The sequence below is a fragment of the Mycobacterium sp. E3305 genome (assembly GCF_001666785.1).
Classification (GTDB): domain Bacteria; phylum Actinomycetota; class Actinomycetes; order Mycobacteriales; family Mycobacteriaceae; genus Mycobacterium.
This window is the reverse complement of the sequence record NZ_LZJA01000232.1, coordinates 21,930-39,515: the sequence shown is the minus strand read 5'-3', so window position 1 is coordinate 39,515 and position 17,586 is coordinate 21,930. Positions and strand designations below refer to the sequence as shown.

General features: G+C 70.1%; 17 protein-coding genes and 1 tRNA gene. 10 read left to right on the top strand and 8 right to left on the bottom strand.

Annotated elements, in window-relative coordinates:
* Complete coding sequence (locus tag A5701_RS21935; protein ID WP_369807439.1) at positions 1-1,710, bottom strand: adenylate/guanylate cyclase domain-containing protein; 1,710 nt, start codon at positions 1,708-1,710, stop codon at positions 1-3.
* Positions 1,711-1,780: 70 nt separating this feature from the next.
* Between A5701_RS21935 and A5701_RS21930 the strand changes: the two genes are divergently transcribed.
* On the top strand, positions 1,781-2,989 hold the full coding sequence (locus A5701_RS21930; protein WP_067758806.1) for a DNA polymerase III subunit delta': 1,209 nt from the start codon (positions 1,781-1,783) through the stop codon (positions 2,987-2,989).
* Between the two features lie 51 nt (positions 2,990-3,040).
* Positions 3,041-3,116, top strand: a tRNA-Thr gene (locus A5701_RS21925).
* Here A5701_RS21925 and A5701_RS21920 read toward each other — a convergent pair.
* Positions 3,104-3,706, bottom strand: coding sequence for a TetR/AcrR family transcriptional regulator (locus A5701_RS21920; RefSeq protein WP_197505034.1), 603 nt, complete (start codon positions 3,704-3,706; stop codon positions 3,104-3,106). The genes A5701_RS21925 and A5701_RS21920 overlap by 13 nt on opposite strands.
* Before the next feature lie 41 nt (positions 3,707-3,747).
* Between A5701_RS21920 and A5701_RS21915 the strand changes: the two genes are divergently transcribed.
* Both A5701_RS21915 and A5701_RS21910 read left to right on the top strand, forming a co-directional pair.
* A complete protein-coding gene (locus A5701_RS21915) occupies positions 3,748-4,995 on the top strand; it encodes an aromatic ring-hydroxylating dioxygenase subunit alpha (RefSeq protein ID WP_156670206.1) in 1,248 nt (415 codons plus the stop codon).
* 1 nt (position 4,996) lies between these two features.
* Positions 4,997-5,797 (top strand): hypothetical protein, encoded by an 801-nt coding sequence (locus A5701_RS21910; protein WP_067758796.1) that lies wholly within the window; start codon positions 4,997-4,999, stop codon positions 5,795-5,797.
* Here A5701_RS21910 and A5701_RS21905 read toward each other — a convergent pair.
* Positions 5,794-7,602, bottom strand: a complete 1,809-nt coding sequence (locus A5701_RS21905; RefSeq protein ID WP_197505032.1) for a hypothetical protein — start codon at positions 7,600-7,602, stop codon at positions 5,794-5,796. The two genes, A5701_RS21910 and A5701_RS21905, sit on opposite strands and share 4 nt — an antisense overlap.
* Here A5701_RS21905 and A5701_RS21900 point away from each other — a divergent pair.
* On the top strand, positions 7,568-8,512 hold the full coding sequence (locus A5701_RS21900) for an NAD-dependent epimerase/dehydratase family protein (protein WP_156670205.1): 945 nt from the start codon (positions 7,568-7,570) through the stop codon (positions 8,510-8,512). The two genes, A5701_RS21905 and A5701_RS21900, sit on opposite strands and share 35 nt — an antisense overlap.
* A gap of 66 nt (positions 8,513-8,578) precedes the next feature.
* On the opposite strand, the gene A5701_RS21895 is transcribed toward A5701_RS21900, so the two are convergent.
* Genes A5701_RS21895 through A5701_RS21885 form a run of 3 tightly spaced genes read right to left on the bottom strand, consistent with a single transcriptional unit; the run spans position 8,579 to position 10,937 of the window.
* Positions 8,579-8,938 (bottom strand): DUF2304 domain-containing protein, encoded by a 360-nt coding sequence (locus A5701_RS21895; RefSeq protein ID WP_067758790.1) that lies wholly within the window; start codon positions 8,936-8,938, stop codon positions 8,579-8,581.
* Positions 8,935-9,636: a glycosyltransferase family 2 protein gene (locus A5701_RS21890; RefSeq protein ID WP_067758786.1), complete on the bottom strand. Its 702-nt coding sequence runs from the start codon at positions 9,634-9,636 to the stop codon at positions 8,935-8,937. Before A5701_RS21890 ends, A5701_RS21895 begins: the two co-directional genes overlap by 4 nt.
* A gap of 23 nt (positions 9,637-9,659) precedes the next feature.
* Positions 9,660-10,937: a hypothetical protein gene (locus tag A5701_RS21885; RefSeq protein ID WP_067758785.1), complete on the bottom strand. Its 1,278-nt coding sequence runs from the start codon at positions 10,935-10,937 to the stop codon at positions 9,660-9,662.
* 89 nt (positions 10,938-11,026) lie between these two features.
* Here A5701_RS21885 and A5701_RS21880 point away from each other — a divergent pair, with 89 nt between their 5' ends.
* Entirely contained in the window at positions 11,027-12,112 is a 1,086-nt protein-coding gene (locus A5701_RS21880) for a DUF475 domain-containing protein (protein ID WP_067758783.1), read from the top strand.
* On the opposite strand, the gene A5701_RS21875 is transcribed toward A5701_RS21880, so the two are convergent.
* Both A5701_RS21875 and A5701_RS21870 read right to left on the bottom strand, forming a co-directional pair.
* The gene (locus A5701_RS21875; RefSeq protein ID WP_067758779.1) at positions 12,109-12,801 is read right to left on the bottom strand and encodes a hypothetical protein; all 693 of its coding nucleotides are present in this window, start codon (positions 12,799-12,801) and stop codon (positions 12,109-12,111) included. The genes A5701_RS21880 and A5701_RS21875 overlap by 4 nt on opposite strands.
* Positions 12,802-12,868: 67 nt before the next feature.
* Positions 12,869-13,357 (bottom strand): inorganic diphosphatase, encoded by a 489-nt coding sequence (locus A5701_RS21870; protein ID WP_067758773.1) that lies wholly within the window; start codon positions 13,355-13,357, stop codon positions 12,869-12,871.
* Positions 13,358-13,471: 114 nt separating this feature from the next.
* Between A5701_RS21870 and dacB the strand changes: the two genes are divergently transcribed.
* The 4 genes from dacB to hpt are packed head-to-tail and all read left to right on the top strand — an operon-like array spanning position 13,472 to position 17,500.
* On the top strand, positions 13,472-14,857 hold the full coding sequence (dacB, locus tag A5701_RS21865) for a D-alanyl-D-alanine carboxypeptidase/D-alanyl-D-alanine-endopeptidase (protein WP_156670204.1): 1,386 nt from the start codon (positions 13,472-13,474) through the stop codon (positions 14,855-14,857).
* Entirely contained in the window at positions 14,854-15,897 is a 1,044-nt protein-coding gene (locus tag A5701_RS21860) for a zinc-dependent metalloprotease (RefSeq protein ID WP_067758822.1), read from the top strand. Before dacB ends, A5701_RS21860 begins: the two co-directional genes overlap by 4 nt.
* Positions 15,876-16,838 carry a tRNA lysidine(34) synthetase TilS gene (tilS, locus tag A5701_RS21855; protein ID WP_067758770.1) on the top strand — a complete coding sequence of 321 codons (963 nt, stop codon included), beginning with the start codon at positions 15,876-15,878 and terminating at the stop codon, positions 16,836-16,838. Before A5701_RS21860 ends, tilS begins: the two co-directional genes overlap by 22 nt.
* A 50-nt stretch (positions 16,839-16,888) precedes the next feature.
* A complete protein-coding gene (hpt, locus tag A5701_RS21850) occupies positions 16,889-17,500 on the top strand; it encodes a hypoxanthine phosphoribosyltransferase (protein WP_067758765.1) in 612 nt (203 codons plus the stop codon).
* Positions 17,501-17,586 lie beyond the last annotated feature (86 nt).

Below are 17,586 nucleotides of genomic sequence, written 5' to 3'. Positions count from 1 at the left end.
CTAGTAGCCGGGGCCGATCGACTCGCTGTGCAGCTCCTCGGCGGACCGCACGGGCTGGGAGTCCGTGGATCCGGCGAGCTTCACCGGCCGGGCCAGCTGGGTGGGGGCGGTGCGGCCGCGCAGCTCGACCACCTCGCCGACGTCCCAGCACAAGGCCTCGGCGTCGAGCGCGCCGCTGACCGCGATCGCCGACGCCAGCACGTGGCCGGACTCCAGCTTGGCCAGCTCGGTCAGCCGGGCGGCCTCGTTGACCGGGTCGCCGATCACCGTGTACTCGAAGCGGGCCTGCGCGCCGATGTGCCCGGCGATCGCCCTGCCCGCCGACACCCCGATCCCGAATTCCGCCGAACCGATCACCGGGAGGAGCTCGTCGTGCAGCTCGCGGGCCGCGGCCAGCGCGCCACCGGACGCGTCGGGATGCTCGATCGGCGCCCCGAAGATGGCCAGCGCGGCGTCGCCCTGGAACTTGTTGACGAAACCGCCGTGCCGACCGACGGTTTCGACCACCACCCGGAAGAACTCGTTGAGCAGGTGGACCACCTCGGCGGGCGGTCGGGTCGCGGCGAGCTTGGTGGAGCCGACCAGGTCGACGAACAGGACCGCCACGTGGCGCTCCTGGCCGCCCAGCTCGGTGCCGCGCTCCAGCGCCCGGCGGGCCACGTCTTCGCCGACATAGCGGCCGAACAGGTCGCGCAGCCGCTGCCGCTCGGACAGGTCGCGCACCATGTCGTTGAAGCCGGCCTGCAGCAGGCCGAGTTCGCTGGCGTCGTAGATCTGCATGTGCGCGTTGTAGTTTCCGCGCTGCACCTCCGACAGCGCCCACCGCAGCTGGCGCAGCGGGTCGGCGATGGACATGGCGACCAGCAGGGTGCTGACGAAGCCGATGCCCAGCGCCGCCAGCGCCAGCAGGAGGATCGGCGTGAACAGCTTCTCGGGGGTGGCGTGCAGCAGGGACGCCTTGTCCGCCATCACCGCCAGCACGATGGCCAGCACCGGGACGGCGGTCGACAGCATCCAGGTCAGGATCTGCCGCAGGATGACGCCCGGCGCCTGGACGTTCTCGGGGACGCCGCTGCGCAGGGCCGCCACGGCGACCGGCCGCAGCACCCGCTCGGACTGCAGGTAGCCGATGATGGCCGTCGCCGCCGCGCCGAGCCCGGTGGCGACGGCCACGACGGGCGCCGCGAACCGGGCCACCGACCAGCTGGCGATGATGAACACCACCCCGCCGATGCACCAGGCGACCATGCTGATCAGCGTGCGGTAGAAGGGCATTCGCAGGGCGCGGCTACGGGCCAGCTCGGTGGCGGCCGGGTCGGCCTCGGCCAGCAGGTTGTCACGGCGCTGCCAGCGGAAGACCGGCATCAGCAGCTTCAGGTTCACCATCCAGCCGGCCAGGAACAGCACCACCAGCGCGGTGCCGAAGACCGCCAGGTTCAGCACCGGGAGATCCTGCAGCTGGATGCGGTCCTCGGGCGGCAGCGCGTAACGCAGGAAGCCGAGTACGAAGAGGGCGCCGATGATGTCGGCCTGCAGCATGCTCAGCGAGAACAGCGGCCACGGCGTGCGCACCACCCACCGGACGAATCCGCTGATCCGCCCGGGCAGTGCTGCCGGTGTTGCCACGATCCCACCGTATCGGTCAGCAGGGACTTGTCGGAAACTTACAACGATCTCGACGCGTCCCCGCGTAGGCCGAAAAGAGGCCAAATGTAACGGGATCGTCGCGATCCGGTGGCCGATCGGTATATGTCGGCGGTGGTGGCTACTGTTACCGGTGATGTCCGGGGTGTTTACGCGGCTGGTAGGCCAGGACGTGGTGACGGCCGAGCTGCTCGCCGCCGCCAGGGCGGCCCGCGGTGACTTGGTTCACAGCGGCGCGGGCGACGGGACTATGACACATGCGTGGCTGATCACGGGTCCTCCCGGGTCGGGGCGCTCGGTCGCGGCGCTGTGCTTCGCCGCCGCGTTGCAGTGCACCTCCGACGGGGAACCGGGGTGCGGTCAGTGCCGGGCCTGCACCACGACCATGGCGGGCACCCACGCCGACGTCCGCCGGGTGGTCCCGGAGGGGCTGTCGATCGGGGTGGACGACATGCGGGCCATCGTGCAGATCGCGTCGCGGCGTCCGGCGACCGGGCACCGGCAGATCGTGGTGATCGAGGACGCCGACCGGCTCACCGAGGGCGCCGCCAACGCGCTGCTCAAGGTCGTCGAGGAGCCGCCGCCGTCGACGGTGTTCCTGTTGTGCGCGCCGTCGGTGGATCCGGAGGACATCGCCATCACGCTGCGTTCCCGGTGCAGGCACGTCGCGCTGGTCACCCCGCCGACCGAGGCGATCGCCCGCGTGCTGGTCGACAGCGACGGCCTGAGCCCCGAGACCGCGGACTGGGCGGCGTCGGTCAGCGGCGGCCACGTGGGCCGGGCGCGGCGGCTGGCCACCGATCCCGAGGCCCGCGAGCGCCGGGAACGGGCGCTGGCGCTGGTGCGCGACGCCGCGACCCCGTCGCGGGCCTACGCCGCCGCCGAGGAGCTGGTCGCCGCGGCGGAAGCCGAGGCGGTGGTGCTCACCGCGGACCGCGCCGAGGCCGAGACCGAGGAGCTGCGGACGGCCCTGGGCGCCGGCGGCACCGGCAAGGGCACCGCCGGGGCGATGCGCGGCGCCACGGGCGCGATGAAGGACCTCGAGCGGCGGCAGAAGTCGCGTCAGACCCGGGCCTCGCGCGACGCGCTCGACCGGGCGCTGATCGACCTGGCCACTTATTTCCGCGATGCGCTGATGGTCTCGGCCGGTGCCGGGTCGGTGCGGCACAACCATCCGGACATGGCCGACCGGGTGTCGGCGCTGGCCGCGCACTCCTCGCCGCAGCGGCTGCTGCGCTGCATCGAAGCGGTCCTGGAGTGCCGCGAAGCGTTGGCGATCAACGTCAAGCCCAAGTTCGCCGTCGACGCGATGGTGGCCACCTTCGGCCAGGAACTGCGCGACTAACTTGGGGGTGCCCGCCCCGCTGCCGTAGACTCGTGCCGCCCTGAAGGGCACGCCACCTTAGCTCAGTCGGTAGAGCGGCTCACTCGTAATGAGCAGGTCAGGAGTTCGATTCTCCTAGGTGGCTCCATCCGGTAGCAGCACCTCGATCAGGCGCTCCACCCGCTCGCTAACCGCGGCGCGCGACGCCCTGATCGCCGACAGGTCATCGAAGTGACAAAGCCCGAGGAGCAGCAGAAACACGACTTTCGTCGTGGCTTGCGGGTTTGGATCAGCCCCCAGGGTTCCGACGAAGCGGTCCGCGTAATCCCGATGCCACTGCGCGATCAGGGACGCCAACCGCTCGTCGCGCCGGCTGGCCAGGTGCAGCTCGGCGATCAGCCGGCGGTTCTGTGTCATCTCCGGCCGCAGGTAGGCCATCGCGATCGCTTGCAGGGTCCCGGCACCGCGTCCCGCCCGCAGCGCGGCCGCGGTGATCTGGTCGAGGGCACGCACCGCCGCCGCGTACAGCAATTCCTCCCGGCTGTGAAAGTGGTTGTACACGGCGGTCGGTGAGACGCCCGCCCGCTCCGCGATCCGTGGCAGCGTGCTCCCCTCAAAACCCCTTTCGACGCATACCGTCGCCGCGGCGTCAAGGAGTCGCTGCGCGGTCAACTGCCCGTCCGAGTTCGGCGGGCGGCCCCGCGGGCGACGCGCGGGCGCCTTCTGCTTGTTCGGCATGCTCGCCATTCTTGCGGGCAGAAGGCAGCATGTCTTGATAAATGAACGACCATTCATATAATCGGATGGTGGCGATGGGCTCGCGGGTGATGGACGGGGTAAAGCGGCACGCGCAAGCCGAGGCGGATCGGCGGGTGTATCCGCCGGACTTCCCGGTGCTCCCGCCCGTGCCCGCCGGGCGGTATTTCGACGCCGATTTCGCCAAGCTCGAAGCCGCCGCGGTCTTTTCGCGCTCGTGGTTGTTCGTCGCCCACGCCGATCAGCTGCGCAACCCCGGCGACTACCTCCTGCTCGAGCAGCTCGACAAGCCGGTCATGCTGATCCGCGGCCGGGACAACGTCGTTCGCGCCTTCTACAACACCTGCCGGCACCGGGGGGCCGCGCTCGTCGAAGAGTCGCGGGGCAACGTCGGCCGCAGGCTCACGTGCCCGTTCCACGCGTGGACGTACTCGCTCGAGGGGAAACTTGTCGGCTACCCCGAGGCGTCCAACTTCTCCGGCCTGGACCCTACGTGCCACGGCCTGGCCGAGGTCCGGTGCGAGTCGTGGGGACCCCTCGTGTTCGTCAACCTCGACCGCGATGCGCAGCCGTTGTCCGCGTTTCTCGGGCCGGTCGGCGAGGAGCTGAGCGACTTCGCCGAGCTCGACGGGCGGCTGCACCTGGTGGATCGCACGGTGCGCGACGTCCCGGTCAACTGGAAGCTGCCCGTCGACGCCAATCTCGAGACCTACCATGTCAACTACGTGCACCGCGCCACGGCCGCGCGCGCACTTCAGCAGTCGGCGACCGGCATACAGCTGCTGCGCAACGGCCATTCCCGGATGCTCGTCTCGTATCGCGACGGCATCGACGGCGAATCGCTCTCACCGTTCCCGTGCGTATTTCCCGGCCTCGGTGATCTGCCATTCCAGGGCACGTTCTCCTACCACGTCTTCCCGAACCTGAGCATCGTGTTCAACGGCGCCGGGTTCGTCTTCTTGATCACGAATTGGCCGACCGGCCCGGCCACGTCGACGTACCGCGTCCACTGGTGTTCGTCGCTCGCTGCGGAGGGCAACCGGGAGACCCACGACGCCTTCATCGCGGTCTTGTCCCAGGTGCTCTTCGAGGACCTCGGCGTCCTGCCCGGCGCCCAGCGGTCGCTGAACGCAGGAGCCCTCGAGTCGCTGCGGCTCGGCTACCACGAGCGGCGGATCTATTATCTGCACGAAGCCATCGACCGGGCCATCGGCATCGAGCGCGTCCCCGAATCTCTTTGTGTATCACAGCTTCTCGGCCCGGACGAGTGAGGTGCATCCCTTCGTCGCGCTGATGCGCCGCTACTGCATCGACTATACGAACTCGCACGACCAATCGGTCTGCGCGGAGATCATGGAGCCCGACTACGTCGTGCACATCAACGGCCTGGCGCTCGTCCGGTCGACCACCTATGCCGACGCCGTTCGCCAAATCTTCGACGCCGCACCGGGTCTGGGCATCGTCGTGCACGAGTTCGTGCTCAACGGCGATCGCCTGTGCATGCACTTCAGTGAGCACGCGGCCATGCCGGCGGGACAGAAGCGCGCTCTCACCTGCTGGCGCGGCGTCGGACTGTACAAGTGGAACGGCACTCGTTTGACGGAAAACTACGTTGAGCAGGACTACTTCGCGATGCGGGCCCAAATCGCCGGCGGCCAAGCGCATCCGCTGATCCCGCCGCACATCGATCCATGGATGTCGACCGAGGCGGTGCCCGCCGACCCCGACGCCGAAGCAATCGTGCGCGCGTGGCTGGAAAGGGGAGATCTCGCCGACGCCGACGTCCACGAGATCGACGACGAACGCATCGGCGCCACCCACCAAGCGGTGCTCGATCCGCGCGGCGTCGTGGTCAACGACTTGTTCTCCGCGGGCGACGACGTTCCGTTCCATGTCACGATCCACGGCGCCTACCGGGGTGGCCTGGGTGCCGGCTCCGAACCATTCGTCGGAAAGCCGGCCTCGTTGCACGCCGCCGGGATCGCCCGCGTCGCCGCCGGCGCCGTCGCCTCCGTGAAAGCCGTGACCGGACGCGCTCAGACGTTCGCTGAGCTCAGACGTGACGCGCGTTAGGCCGGCGCGAGGAAACCCACCGGGCCCGACGCGACGCACAACGCCAGCGCGGTGGTGTTGGCGCGCACGGTGATCGCATCCCCGGCGCCCGGCAGGCGGGCGAAGACGCGGTTGAGGCCCGGGTGCACGGGCACCTTGGCTTCCGGTCCCTGCGTCAGCGCCAGCGTCATGGTTCCCTCGCTGTTGGCCAGGTAGTTGAGCTCGACGCTCCAGTCGGCCGGCAACAGCGGTCCGTCGAGAACCAGGCGCGCGGGCTTGTCCGGCTGCGCGAAATACCCGCACTGCGGCATGGGTCCCGGAACGATCGTCCGCACCCAGGTCACCCGCGCCTTGACCAGTCGGCCCGAGCTGTCCAGCATCCGCAATTGCGTTGTCGCCGAAGCGAATTCGGGCCTATCCCGGAGCAGGGCGAACAGGTGGCTGGCCAGGTTCTCCGGTGCCGCCACCCGCTGCAGCACCAGCGGATCGACCTCCTGGTCGAGCAGCGGGGCGGTCGAGGCGGCGTGTGCCGCGGCCAGGTCGGCCCGAGCGTTCCGCAGATAGGGCTGGGCCGGGTTGTCGCGCCAGCTGGTCAAAAACGTCGCCGTCGAATACAGGCTGCTGGCCACGAACAACACCGCCAGGCCCAGCGTCACCGCCGCGCGCCTGGGCGAGGCATCGAGCCAGCGCGGCGCGGCGGGCCGGTTCGGCGCGCACAACGCGACTGCGGCCAGCAGCGCGAGCACAAACACGAGATCCGGGAAATACCGCAGGGTTTGGGCGAGTTCGAGTGCGGTCTGCTTCGACGAGCGCATCAGGTAGATCGGCACCTGGCAGGCGACCGCGTAGCCGGCGGCGGTCACCCACACCGGCCCGATGCGCTGCTTGCGCAGCAATGACACCGCGAGGGTGCCCGCCAGCACCAGCCAGCCGAGCGCCATCACCAACGGCGGGGGCGTCGCCCACGGCGAGGCGGGTGCCCAGCGGTCCCAATGCCAGGGCCCGCCGGCCAGCCCCGGCACGATGCCGTGGGTGATCGATCGCGCCAGCAGCTCGGAGGTCATCGCCAGGTCCGAACTCCAGCGCCGCTGGTTCACCACAGCCAGGTACAGCGCGATCCAGCCCGCGGTCAAAGACAGCGTCGGGATCCACAACCGCAGCCCGGCCCGCCACACCGTGAGCAGCGCCGCCCGATCCCCCTGCACGTGGCGCAGCAGCGCGGTCACCGCGAACGCGACGAACGGGATCACCGCGGCCTTCTCGAAGAACAGCAGCCCGCCGAAGTACACCATCGTCCCGGTCACCGCGTAGCGCCCGTTGCCGGTGCGGACCAGCAGCACGGCGTCGCCGCACACCCAGGCCAGCGCGGCCAGCATCGGCAGCGAGTTCAGCGCCGCCGCCCACCAGGCGAACCCCGGCACCGCCAGCGGGGTGAACAGCGCGAACGTCAGCGGGAGCAGCAGCACCGGCCGCCAGCCCAGGATGACGTGCAGGGCCCGCAGCAGCGCCAGCGAGGCCAGCAGCTGCAGCACCAGCAGGCTGATCGCCGGCCCCGTCCAGTTCAGGGGGGCCAGCCGGATGATCGCGCCGCCGACCAGGAAGGCGCCGGGCATGACGTGGCCGTCGTGGTCGTCGAACAGGTATGCCGGCGACAGCAGGTTGTGGGTGCCGGCCTTGCCGATGAGGATCAGGTCGTCCCAGTAGAAGTAGCCCCCGAACGCCAGCGCCGCGCGTATGCCCAGCGCAGCGGCGATCAGCGCGATGGCCACGGCCGCTATGTATGGTGGGCCGGTGCGCGCACTGGTCACCGGAGCAGCCGGATTCATCGGGTCGACGCTAGTCGACCGCCTCCTGGCCGACGGCCACGCGGTCGTGGGGCTGGACAACTTCGCCACCGGCCGTGCGACCAACCTCGAGCACCTGGCCGACAACCCGTCGCACGTCTTCGTCGAGGCCGACATCGTCACCGCCGATCTGCGGGCGATCCTCGACGAGCACCGGCCCGAGGTGGTGTTCCACCTGGCTGCCCAGATCGACGTGCGGCACTCGGTCGCCGACCCACAGTTCGACGCTTCGGTCAACGTCGTCGGGACGGTGCGCCTGGCCGAGGCGGCGCGGCAGACGGGGGTGCGCAAGGTCGTGCACACCTCGTCGGGCGGGTCCATCTACGGCACGCCGCCGGTTTATCCGACCCCCGAATCGGTGCAGCCCGACCCTGCCTCGCCGTACGCCGCGGGCAAGGTGGCCGGCGAGATCTACCTGAACACCTTCCGCCACCTCTACGGCTTGGACTGCTCGCACATCGCGCCGGCCAACGTCTACGGCCCCCGCCAGGACCCGCACGGGGAGGCGGGCGTGGTGGCGATATTCGCCCAGGGGCTGCTGTCGGGCAAGCCCACCAAGGTGTTCGGCGACGGCGGCAACACCCGCGACTATGTGTTCGTCGACGACGTGGTCGACGCCTTCGTCAAGGCCGCCGGCGAGGCGGGCGGCGGTCAGCGCTTCAACGTGGGCACCGGCGTGGAAACCTCGGACCGGCAACTGCACTCGGCGGTGGCCGCCGCCGTCGGCGCGCCCGACGACCCGGAGTTTCACCCGCCGCGGCTGGGCGACCTGAGGCGGTCGTGCCTCGACATCGGTTTGGCCGAGCGGGTTTTGGGGTGGCGGCCGCGGGTGGGGCTCGACGACGGCGTGCGCCGCACGGTCGAGTACTTCCGCAAGACGCGCGCTCTTTGACGTTGCGCCGAGCGTGGGTACAGCTCGGGTGTGCGTTCGCGGCTTGAGTGCACGCGGGCCTTGGGGCTAGACGTTCGACGCGGATTGAGGAGCGTCGGGCTCCTCGGCGCCCTCGAGCGCGACCGCCCGGGCGAGGCGCGCGTAGCGCAGCTCGAGGTCCTTGAACCGCATGTAGGTGCTGAGCGTGGTGAAGCAGAACGCCATGACGAGCGCGTAGAGCATCAGGTCCGTGCCGCGGCGCACCCCGAACCAGTTCGCGACGACCGTGGTGTCGTCGGGCCGCAGCACGGCATAGACGCCGGCCAGCACGAAGACGACGTAGCCGACCTTGACCCAGGCCCGGGACCGCGCGTTCCTGCGGGACCGCAGCAGGTAGACCAGCAGCGCGATGATCGTCCCGATCAGCAGCACCTGGATCCAGTTCATCGTGAAGTCCTCCCTCGCAGGAACCCGTCGAAGATGATGTTCACCCCGTTGAGGAGCGGCTGGCCCTTCGACTTCGAGTAATCGGTGTAGAGCACCTCTACCGGTTGTTCGACCACGCGCCAATGGTTTTCGGCGATCAGCATGATGAACTCGTTGGCGTGGCTCATCCCGCTCATGGTGATGTCGAGCCCGTCGGCGACCTTCTTGTTGAAGACGCGCAGCCCATTGTTGGTGTCGGTCAGGCCAAGTCGGCGACCGCGCCGGCTCAGCCGTGCGGCGGTCTGCAGCACGAGCCGCTTCAGGAACGGCGGCCGGGCGCCGACACGGGCGCCGAACCGCGTCCCGATGACGACGTCGACGTCCTCCGCGCAGAGCCGGTCGACCATCGCGGCCAGATCCTTGACCCGGTGTTGCCCGTCACCGTCGAACGTGGCGAAAACCTGCGCCCCAGGCTGTTTGCGCGCGTACTCGACGCCGGTCTGGATGGCCGCGCCCTGCCCCAGGTTGATCGGGTGGCGCACCAGGTGAGCACCGGCGCGCCTGGCGATCTCGCCCGTGTCGTCGGTGCTGCCGTCGTCCACGCACACGACGTTGTCGAAGACGGAACGCACATCGGCGACCACCTCGCCGATGACGGCAGCTTCGTTGAAGGCCGGGATGACGATCCAGGCGCCCGAGTATTTGGCTTCAGTAACCATCTAGCCCACCAGGTTAGCCAGGATCAGCCGGCTAAGCGGTCGGCGCGCGCCAGCGCCACCAGATGAACGCCGATTCCGACCAGCGGGCCGCACAACAGGCCGACCACGGTGCGCGTCTGCAGCGCCAGCGGCAGGAGCAGCAACAGGCCCGACGCGACCGTCGCGCCCACCCAGCCCAGCGCGTATGCCCGGTGCAGCGCGGCCGCGACGGCGCCCGCACCGGTGAGCGTCAGCATCGCGATCGCCACCGCGGCCGCCGTCAGCCAGGCCAGGAGCGCCCCGCCGGCGTGGTACTGCGGCCCGAACGCGACCCGCAGCAGCCAGGGGCCCACCACCCCGGCGGCCAGCACCCCGACCGCGCCGATGCCCCCGATGATGCCGGCCGGGGCGATCAGGGCGCGGATGCGGTCGCTGCGCGCGTCGACGAAATGCGCGATCAGGTTGCCCTGCATGGCCGTCAGCGGCACCAGCAGCGGCGCCCGCGTCAGCGTCACGGCGAGGATGATCACCCCGCCCTCGGCGCCGAGCTCGTTGCTGGTCAGCTTCAACAACACCGGAAACCCCATCACCAGGATCGCGCTGGCGCCCGCGGCGGTGATCGAATGGGCGGCCCCGCGGAGGAAGGTCTGGGCCCCGCCGGGTGTCAACAACCGGGAGGCCGCCCGGGCCGAGGGCGACGCGACCAGCATGATCAGCCACGCGACCGCGCCCGCGACCGTGGCCCACAGGAAGCCGACCAGGCGCCAGCCGAGCAGGACGGTCGCGGCGGCGACGGCGACCCGGATGACGGCATCGGTGACCATCAGCGCTCCGTAGCCGGTCCACCGATCGGTGCCGGCCAGCATGCCCAGCAGGGTGGCGTGCACGCAGAACCCGGCCAGCCCGACGCTGAGCAGCCCGACCGACATCCAGCGTTCCTCGACGAAGACCCGCCCGCTCCACAGCGGCGAGGTGCCGGCGATCACCACGGCCGCGCCCACCCCGACCAGCATGGCGACCCGCAGCGGGTGGGTCCGCGGTTCGTCGGCAACGCGCAGGACATCCGGGAGGTGCCGGGTCGAGCGGACCTCCCGGGTGGTCTCTTGGAGCAGACCGTTCGCGGCGCCGGTGACCAGACCGAAGGCCCCCCAAAACACCCCGAACACCGAGAAGCCGCCCGGCGCCAGGTCGCGGGCGGCGAGGTAGATGACCGCGTACCCGCACAGGGCGGTCAGCGCCGTCGCGGTGGCGACCCGGGCCACGCTGCCGCGCGTGATCGGACCGGCGCCGGTGGACGCTGGGGTACCGCCGACTTCGGGCATCGCCACAATCTGAAAATAGTAAGTCCCGTGGACACGGGTCTGCGGCGGCGACCGCTGTTCGCTATCGTGGGCGGCTGTCGGAAAGGACCTTGGCCGCCTTGCGCATCTTCGGGATCTCGCTGTTGGTCACCGTGGCGGCCCTCGCGGTCGGATATGCCCACGGCGGCCTGAAGGACCTCTTCCTACTGCTGGTGCTCGCCACCCTCGAGATCTCGCTGTCGTTCGACAACGCCATCATCAACGCCGCGATCCTCAAGCAGATGAGCCCGTTCTGGCGGCAGATGTTCCTGACCGTCGGGATTCTGATCGCGGTGTTCGGGATGCGGCTGCTCTTCCCGCTGTTGATCGTGTGGGCGACCGCGGGCCTCGATCCGGTTCGTGCGATGGAGTTGGCGCTGCATCCGCCGCCGCACGGCGCGCTGGAATTCCCCGACGGCTCACCGAGCTACGAAAAGCTGATCGCCGCCGCGCATCCGCAGATCGCGGCGTTCGGCGGGACCTTCCTGCTGATGCTGTTCCTGGATTTCGTCTTCCACGACCGAGACATCAAGTGGCTCAAGTGGATCGAGATCCCGTTCGCCCGCATCGGGCGGCTGGGCCAGGTGCCGGTGGCGGTGGCCGCTGTAGCGCTGGTCCTGGTGGGAACGGGATTGGCGCATTCCGGTGCGGAGCGGGCGACGGTGCTGACGGCCGGGTTGCTCGGGCTGGTGACGTACCTGGTCGTCAACGGTCTGAGCCGGGCGTTTCGGCCGCCGGACATCGAGGCGGCCTCGGCGGGAAAGGCGGCCGGCAAGGCCGGGCTGACCATGTTTCTCTATCTCGAGGTGCTCGACGCCGCGTTCTCGTTCGACGGGGTCACCGGCGCGTTCGCGATCACCTCGGACCCCGTCGTCATCGCGCTGGGCCTCGGGCTGATCGGGTCGATGTTCGTCCGGTCCATCACCATTTTCCTGGTCAAGCAGGAAGCGCTGGACCGCTACGTCTACCTGGAACACGGCGCGCACTGGGCGATCGGCGTGCTGGCGGTGATCATGCTGCTGTCGATCAACCCGCACTTCGAGGTTCCCGACGCCCTCACCGCTTCCGTGGGCGTGGTGTTCATCGGGGCGGCGCTGGGCTGGAGCGTGTTGCGCAATCGGCGCCAGGCCAGGGCGGCCGCGTCGCCGGCGGCCTAGGCCTCGATCTGGCCCGCGATGCGCCGTTCGATGCTGACCCTCGCGGGGGCGGGCAGCGCGATCAGGCCGTCCAGTTCCTTGCTCGCCCGCACGTAGGCATGCTGTCGCTCCTCGCGGGTGGCGGCGTCGTCCTGCGCGAGGTGCAGCAGGCTCTGGGCCCGCGCCATCCGTTGTTGCTCGTCCGCCGAGAAGTCGCTGCGGCGCCGGCGCATCGCCTCCGCCTCGGCGATCTCGAACGCACTGATGTACTCGTGGACGGCGTCGCGGTATTCGGCCAACGCGTCGCGGTCGCCAAGCAGACCCTCGGGCGGTTCCGGCCGCAGTAGGTCCGCATGCCGCTTCGCCTTGTGAAACGCGACGGTCAGGGGAGCCCGCATATCGGTCATCATCGGGAAGTCCAGCAATCGCGCGATATCGACCTCGTAGTCGAGCCACCGCGCGTCGGTCCGATCATGCGCCTCAACGAGTTTGGCGATCTCTCGTCGGTCGCTGTCCCGGTTCGTCCGCGCCCGCCCGGAGGCCTCGGCCACCGCGATCTTGGCTTGCTGCTTGAGCCGATACCGTTCGAGCCGTCGCTCGGCCCGCCGCTCGTTCGCGGCGGCGACGGCCCGAAGGCCTCCACCGATTGCGCCGCCCAGCGGGAAGACCAGCCACCAGAAGTTGGCCGCGAAATGCAACACCGGGGTCACATCGACAGGATGCCACCGGAAACCGGTGTGCGGTTACGCCGTGAGCGTCACCGCACGCCGTAAGGCGTCAGTGCCCGTTCGACTTGAACCGCTCCACCGAGCGCTGCACCTCGGCCTCGGCGTCCGCGCGGCCGACCCAGTCGGCGGCCTTGACGAACTTGCCCGGCTCGTTGTCCTTGTAGTGCTCGAAGAAGTGCTTGATGTCGTCCAACTCGTACTGCGGGACGTCGCCGATGTCCTGTACGTGATCCCACCGGTGGTCGCCGGCCGGCACGCACAGCACCTTGTCGTCGCCGCCTTTCTCGTCGACCATGCGGAACATCGCCACCGGCCGCACCTCGATCAGCACACCCGGGAACACCGGCTGGGGCAGCAGCACCAGCGCGTCCAGCGGATCCCCGTCCTCGCCGAGGGTGTCCTCGATGAACCCGTAATCAGCGGGATAGGCCATCGGGGTGTGGAGATAGCGGTCCAAACGCACACGTCCGGTCTCGTGGTCGATCTCGTACTTGTTGCGCTGGCCCTTCGGAATCTCGATGGTCACGTCGAATTGCACTGGGCGCTCCTTAGATCTGGGCGTTTCGCGGTGGTCCGTTTGCGTCGGGGATCACCCTAGTCGAGGCCTGTGCGGCGGATTCGGCAGAATGGGCGGGAGACAGTCAGGAGAGCGATGGGTCCCACTCGCTGGCAAAAATCCACCCATGTGTTCGTCGGGTTGGCCGTGCTGGCGTTTGTCGCCGCGGTGGTCGCGGCGGCAACGTTTTTCACCTCGGCGGGGCACGGCGGCAACAATTCGCACGCCCCGATGCCGCCCCCACACGCGCCGACCGTCAAGCCGGGAATGGTCCCGGTCAGCGACACCGCCGAGACACCGAGCCCCGCCGGGGTGGCGGCCGTGCTGGGGGCCGTGGCCGCCGATCCCAACCTCGGCAGGTTGGGCGCCCGGGTCACCGACGCCCTGACCGGAAAAGAGCTCTGGCAGGTCGCCAACGACATGCCGCTGGTGCCGGCGTCGACGAACAAGGTGCTGACGGCGGCCGCGGCCCTGCTCACGCTGGACCATCAGGCCCGGATCAGCACGCGGGTGGTGGCCGGCAGCCAGAACGCCCAGGGGCCCGTCGTGCTGGTCGGTGCAGGTGACCCGGCGCTGTCGGCCGCGCCGCCCGGCGTCGACACCTGGTACCGCGGATCGGCCCGGATCAGCGACCTCGTCGAGCAGATCCGCCGCAGTGGCGTGACGCCAACCGCGGTGCAGGTGGACACCTCGGCGTTCAGCGGGCCGACGATGGCGCAGGGATGGGACGCGGCCGACGTCGACAACGGCGACATCGCGCCGATCGAGTCGGTGATGATCGACGCCGGGCGCATCCAACCGACCACCGTCAACTCCCGGCGCTCCCGCACCCCGGCGCTGGACGCCGGGCGGGAGCTGGCCAAGGCCCTTGGCCTGGACCCCGCGGCGGTGACGGTCGCGACGGCCCCGTCCGGCGCGCGGCAGCTGGCCGTCGTGCAGTCGGCGCCGTTGGTCCAGCGGCTGTCGGAGATGATGGACCACTCCGACAACGTGATGGCCGAATGCATCGCCCGCGAGGTGGCGGCAGCGATCAACCGGCCGCGCAGCTTCGCCGGCGCCGCCGATGCCGTGTCCAACCGGTTGAGCACCGCGCACGTCGACACCGGCGGCATCACGCTGATGGATTCCAGCGGGCTTTCCGTCGACGACCGGTTGACCGCCAAGACACTCGACGGCGTGCTGCAGGCGGCCGCAGGACCCGACCAGCCGGCGCTGCGGGCGCTGCTGGACCTCCTTCCGATCGCCGCAGGCAGCGGAACGCTGGGCGACCGTTTCACCGATGCGGGCTCCAATCAGGGGCCGGCCGGCTGGTTGCGCGCCAAGACCGGATCGCTGACCGCCGTCAACGCCCTGGCCGGCGTGCTCACCGACCGCAGCGGACGGGTGCTCACGTTCGCCTTCATCTCCAACGCCGCCGGACCCAACGGCCGCAACGCGATGGACGCCCTGGCCACCAAGCTGTGGTCGTGCGGGTGCTCATGAGCCCGCCCTCGGAGCTGACGCTCGGCACCGCGGTGGACTGGGGCTTCGCGGCCACCGTCGGCCAGCGGCTGGCCCGGCCGGGGCCGCCGTCCAGCGACTACACCCGGCGGCAGGTGATCGACGAGCTGACCAACTCGGCCGCAAAGGCCGAACCGCCGGTGCGTGAGGTCACCGGGTTGGTCACCCAGGGCGCCGTGCCTGCCGCCCGCATCGTCGACCGCCCGCAATGGATCGGCGCGGCCGCGGAGTCGATGCGGGTGATGATGAACGGCGCCGAGAAGCCGCGGGGCTTCCTCACCGGCCGCGTCACCGGCGCGCAGACCGGCGCCGTGCTGGCGTTCGTGTCGTCCGGGATCCTCGGCCAGTACGACCCGTTCGCGGCCGCGAAGCAGGGCTGCCTGCTGCTGGTGTATCCGAACGTGATCGCCGTCGAGCGGCAACTGCGGGTCGAGCCCTCCGACTTCCGGCTGTGGGTCTGCCTGCACGAGGTGACGCACCGGGTGCAGTTCACCGCCAACCCGTGGCTCTCCGAGCACATGTCGCAGGCGCTGGCGCTGTTGACCCGGGACGTTGGTGAAGACGTCGGGCAGGTGGCGAGCCGGCTCGCGGATTACGTGCGCAACCGCGGCAACGGGGCGCCGGACAGCCCGTCGGGAATCGTCGGCCTCGTGCGCGCCGTGCAGTCCGAGCCGCAGCGGCAGGCCCTCGACCGGCTGCTGGTTCTCGGCACGCTGTTGGAGGGCCACGCCGACCATGTGATGGACGCCGTCGGGCCAATGGTGGTGCCGTCGGTCACCACCATCCGCCGCCGGTTCGACGAACGCCGCAACCGCAAGCAACCGCCGCTGCAGCGCCTGCTCCGCGCTTTGCTGGGTCTCGACGCCAAGCTCAGCCAGTACACCCGCGGCAAGGCGTTCGTCGACCACGTGGTGGGCAAGGTCGGTATGGAGCGGTTCAACGCCATTTGGACCGGACCCGAGACGCTGCCCCTGCCCGCCGAGATCGAGGACCCCCAGCGATGGATCGACAGGGTGCTGTAGGGCAGCTGCGTGCGGCTGTCGAGGCGTTCGTCAAGGCTCACGTCGCCACCGTCGAGCAGTGGTGTGTGGCGCTGTCCGGCGGCCCCGATTCGCTCGCGCTGACCGCGGTGGCGGCCCAGTTGCGGCCCACCACCGCGGTGATCGTCGATCACGGCCTGCAGCCGGACTCGGCCGGCGTCGCCGAAACCGCCCGGGCGCAAGCCGTCGGTTTGGGATGCGTTGCGGCGCAAGTGGTTCGCGTGCGTGTGGGGAACGAAGGTGGCCCCGAAGCCGCGGCCCGCGCGGCCCGCTATGCCGCGCTGAGCGCGTACCACGACGGGCCGGTGCTGCTGGGCCACACGCTCGATGACCAGGCGGAGACCGTGCTGCTGGGGTTGGGTCGCGGGTCGGGTGTGCGGTCGATCGCCGGGATGCGGCCGTACGACCCGCCGTGGGGCCGGCCGTTGTTGGGTGTTCGGCGCGCCGTGACCCACGCAGCGTGCCTCGAGCTGGGTGTGACGTCGTGGCAGGATCCGCACAACTCCGACCGCCGCTTCACGCGGACCCGGCTGCGCCTCGAGGTGCTGCCGCTGCTGGAGGACGTACTGGGCGGCGGGGTGGCCGAGGCGCTGGCCCGCACGGCGACGGCGCTGCGCGAGGACACCGAGCTGATCGACTCCCTCGCTGCCCGGGCGCTGCCCGAGGTGAAGGCCGAGGCTGGGCTGCAGGCGCAGGCCCTGGCCGCGCTTCCCGCCGCGGTGCGGCGCCGGGTGATCCGCGGCTGGCTTCTGGCGGGAGGCGCAACCGGCTTGACGGACAAGCAGATCCGCGGTGTCGACGCCCTCGTCACCGCCTGGCGCGGGCAGGGCGGGGTGGCTGTCGGGTCCGCGTTGCGTGACGAGCGGTTGATCGCGGGGCGGCGCGACGGGGTCCTGACCCTGTGGCGCGAACCGGTCCGGTAACCGCAATACCGGGGTCGCCGTTGGTTATTCGGCCGTTGGCGTGGCACTCTGTGGGCGTGGCCCAGATCTCCTCGGCGATCACCCCCGCGCAGCCCGTGGAGCTGTACCCGGGGGACATCAAGTCGGTCCTGCTCACCGCCGAGCAAATCCAGGCGCGAATCGGCGAACTCGGCGAAGAGATCGGCGGGCACTACCGCGACGTCATGGCCGAGACCGGCCAGGATCTGCTGCTGATCACCGTTCTCAAGGGCGCTGTGATCTTCGTCACCGACTTGGCGCGGGCGATTCCGGTGCCCACCCAGTTCGAGTTCATGGCCGTCAGCTCCTACGGGTCCTCCACGTCGTCGTCCGGTGTGGTGCGGATCCTCAAGGACCTGGACCGCGACATCCAGGGCCGCGACGTGCTGATCGTGGAGGACGTCGTCGACTCGGGCCTGACCCTGTCCTGGCTGCTGCGCAACCTCACCAGCCGCCATCCGCGGTCGCTGCGCGTGTGCACGCTGTTGCGCAAGCCCGACGCGAAGGGCGCCAACGTCGAGATCGCCTATGTGGGCTTCGACATCCCCAACGACTTCGTCGTGGGCTACGGCCTGGACTACGACGAGCGCTATCGCGACCTGTCGTACATCGGCACCCTGGATCCGAGGGTCTACCAGCAGTAGCCCGCCATCGGGCTAGCGGCGATCGTGAGCGCGGCGGAGCCGGGTGAAGCGGGTCGCCGCCATCGGGCTAGCGGCGATCGTGAGCG

Bases quoted from the DNA above. Each gene is read 5' to 3' on its own strand.
- A5701_RS21930 (WP_067758806.1), top strand. From the start codon at position 1,781: ATGTCCGGGGTGTTTACGCGGCTGGTAGGCCAGGACGTGGTGACGGCC.
- A5701_RS21920 (WP_197505034.1), bottom strand. From the start codon at position 3,706: ATGCCGAACAAGCAGAAGGCGCCCGCGCGTCGCCCGCGGGGCCGCCCG.
- A5701_RS21915 (WP_156670206.1), top strand. From the start codon at position 3,748: ATGAACGACCATTCATATAATCGGATGGTGGCGATGGGCTCGCGGGTG.
- A5701_RS21905 (WP_197505032.1), bottom strand. From the start codon at position 7,602: ATGAATCCGGCTGCTCCGGTGACCAGTGCGCGCACCGGCCCACCATAC.
- A5701_RS21895 (WP_067758790.1), bottom strand. From the start codon at position 8,938: ATGAACTGGATCCAGGTGCTGCTGATCGGGACGATCATCGCGCTGCTG.
- A5701_RS21890 (WP_067758786.1), bottom strand. From the start codon at position 9,636: ATGGTTACTGAAGCCAAATACTCGGGCGCCTGGATCGTCATCCCGGCC.
- A5701_RS21885 (WP_067758785.1), bottom strand. From the start codon at position 10,937: ATGCCCGAAGTCGGCGGTACCCCAGCGTCCACCGGCGCCGGTCCGATC.
- dacB (WP_156670204.1), top strand. From the start codon at position 13,472: ATGGGTCCCACTCGCTGGCAAAAATCCACCCATGTGTTCGTCGGGTTG.
- A5701_RS21860 (WP_067758822.1), top strand. From the start codon at position 14,854: ATGAGCCCGCCCTCGGAGCTGACGCTCGGCACCGCGGTGGACTGGGGC.
- tilS (WP_067758770.1), top strand. From the start codon at position 15,876: ATGGATCGACAGGGTGCTGTAGGGCAGCTGCGTGCGGCTGTCGAGGCG.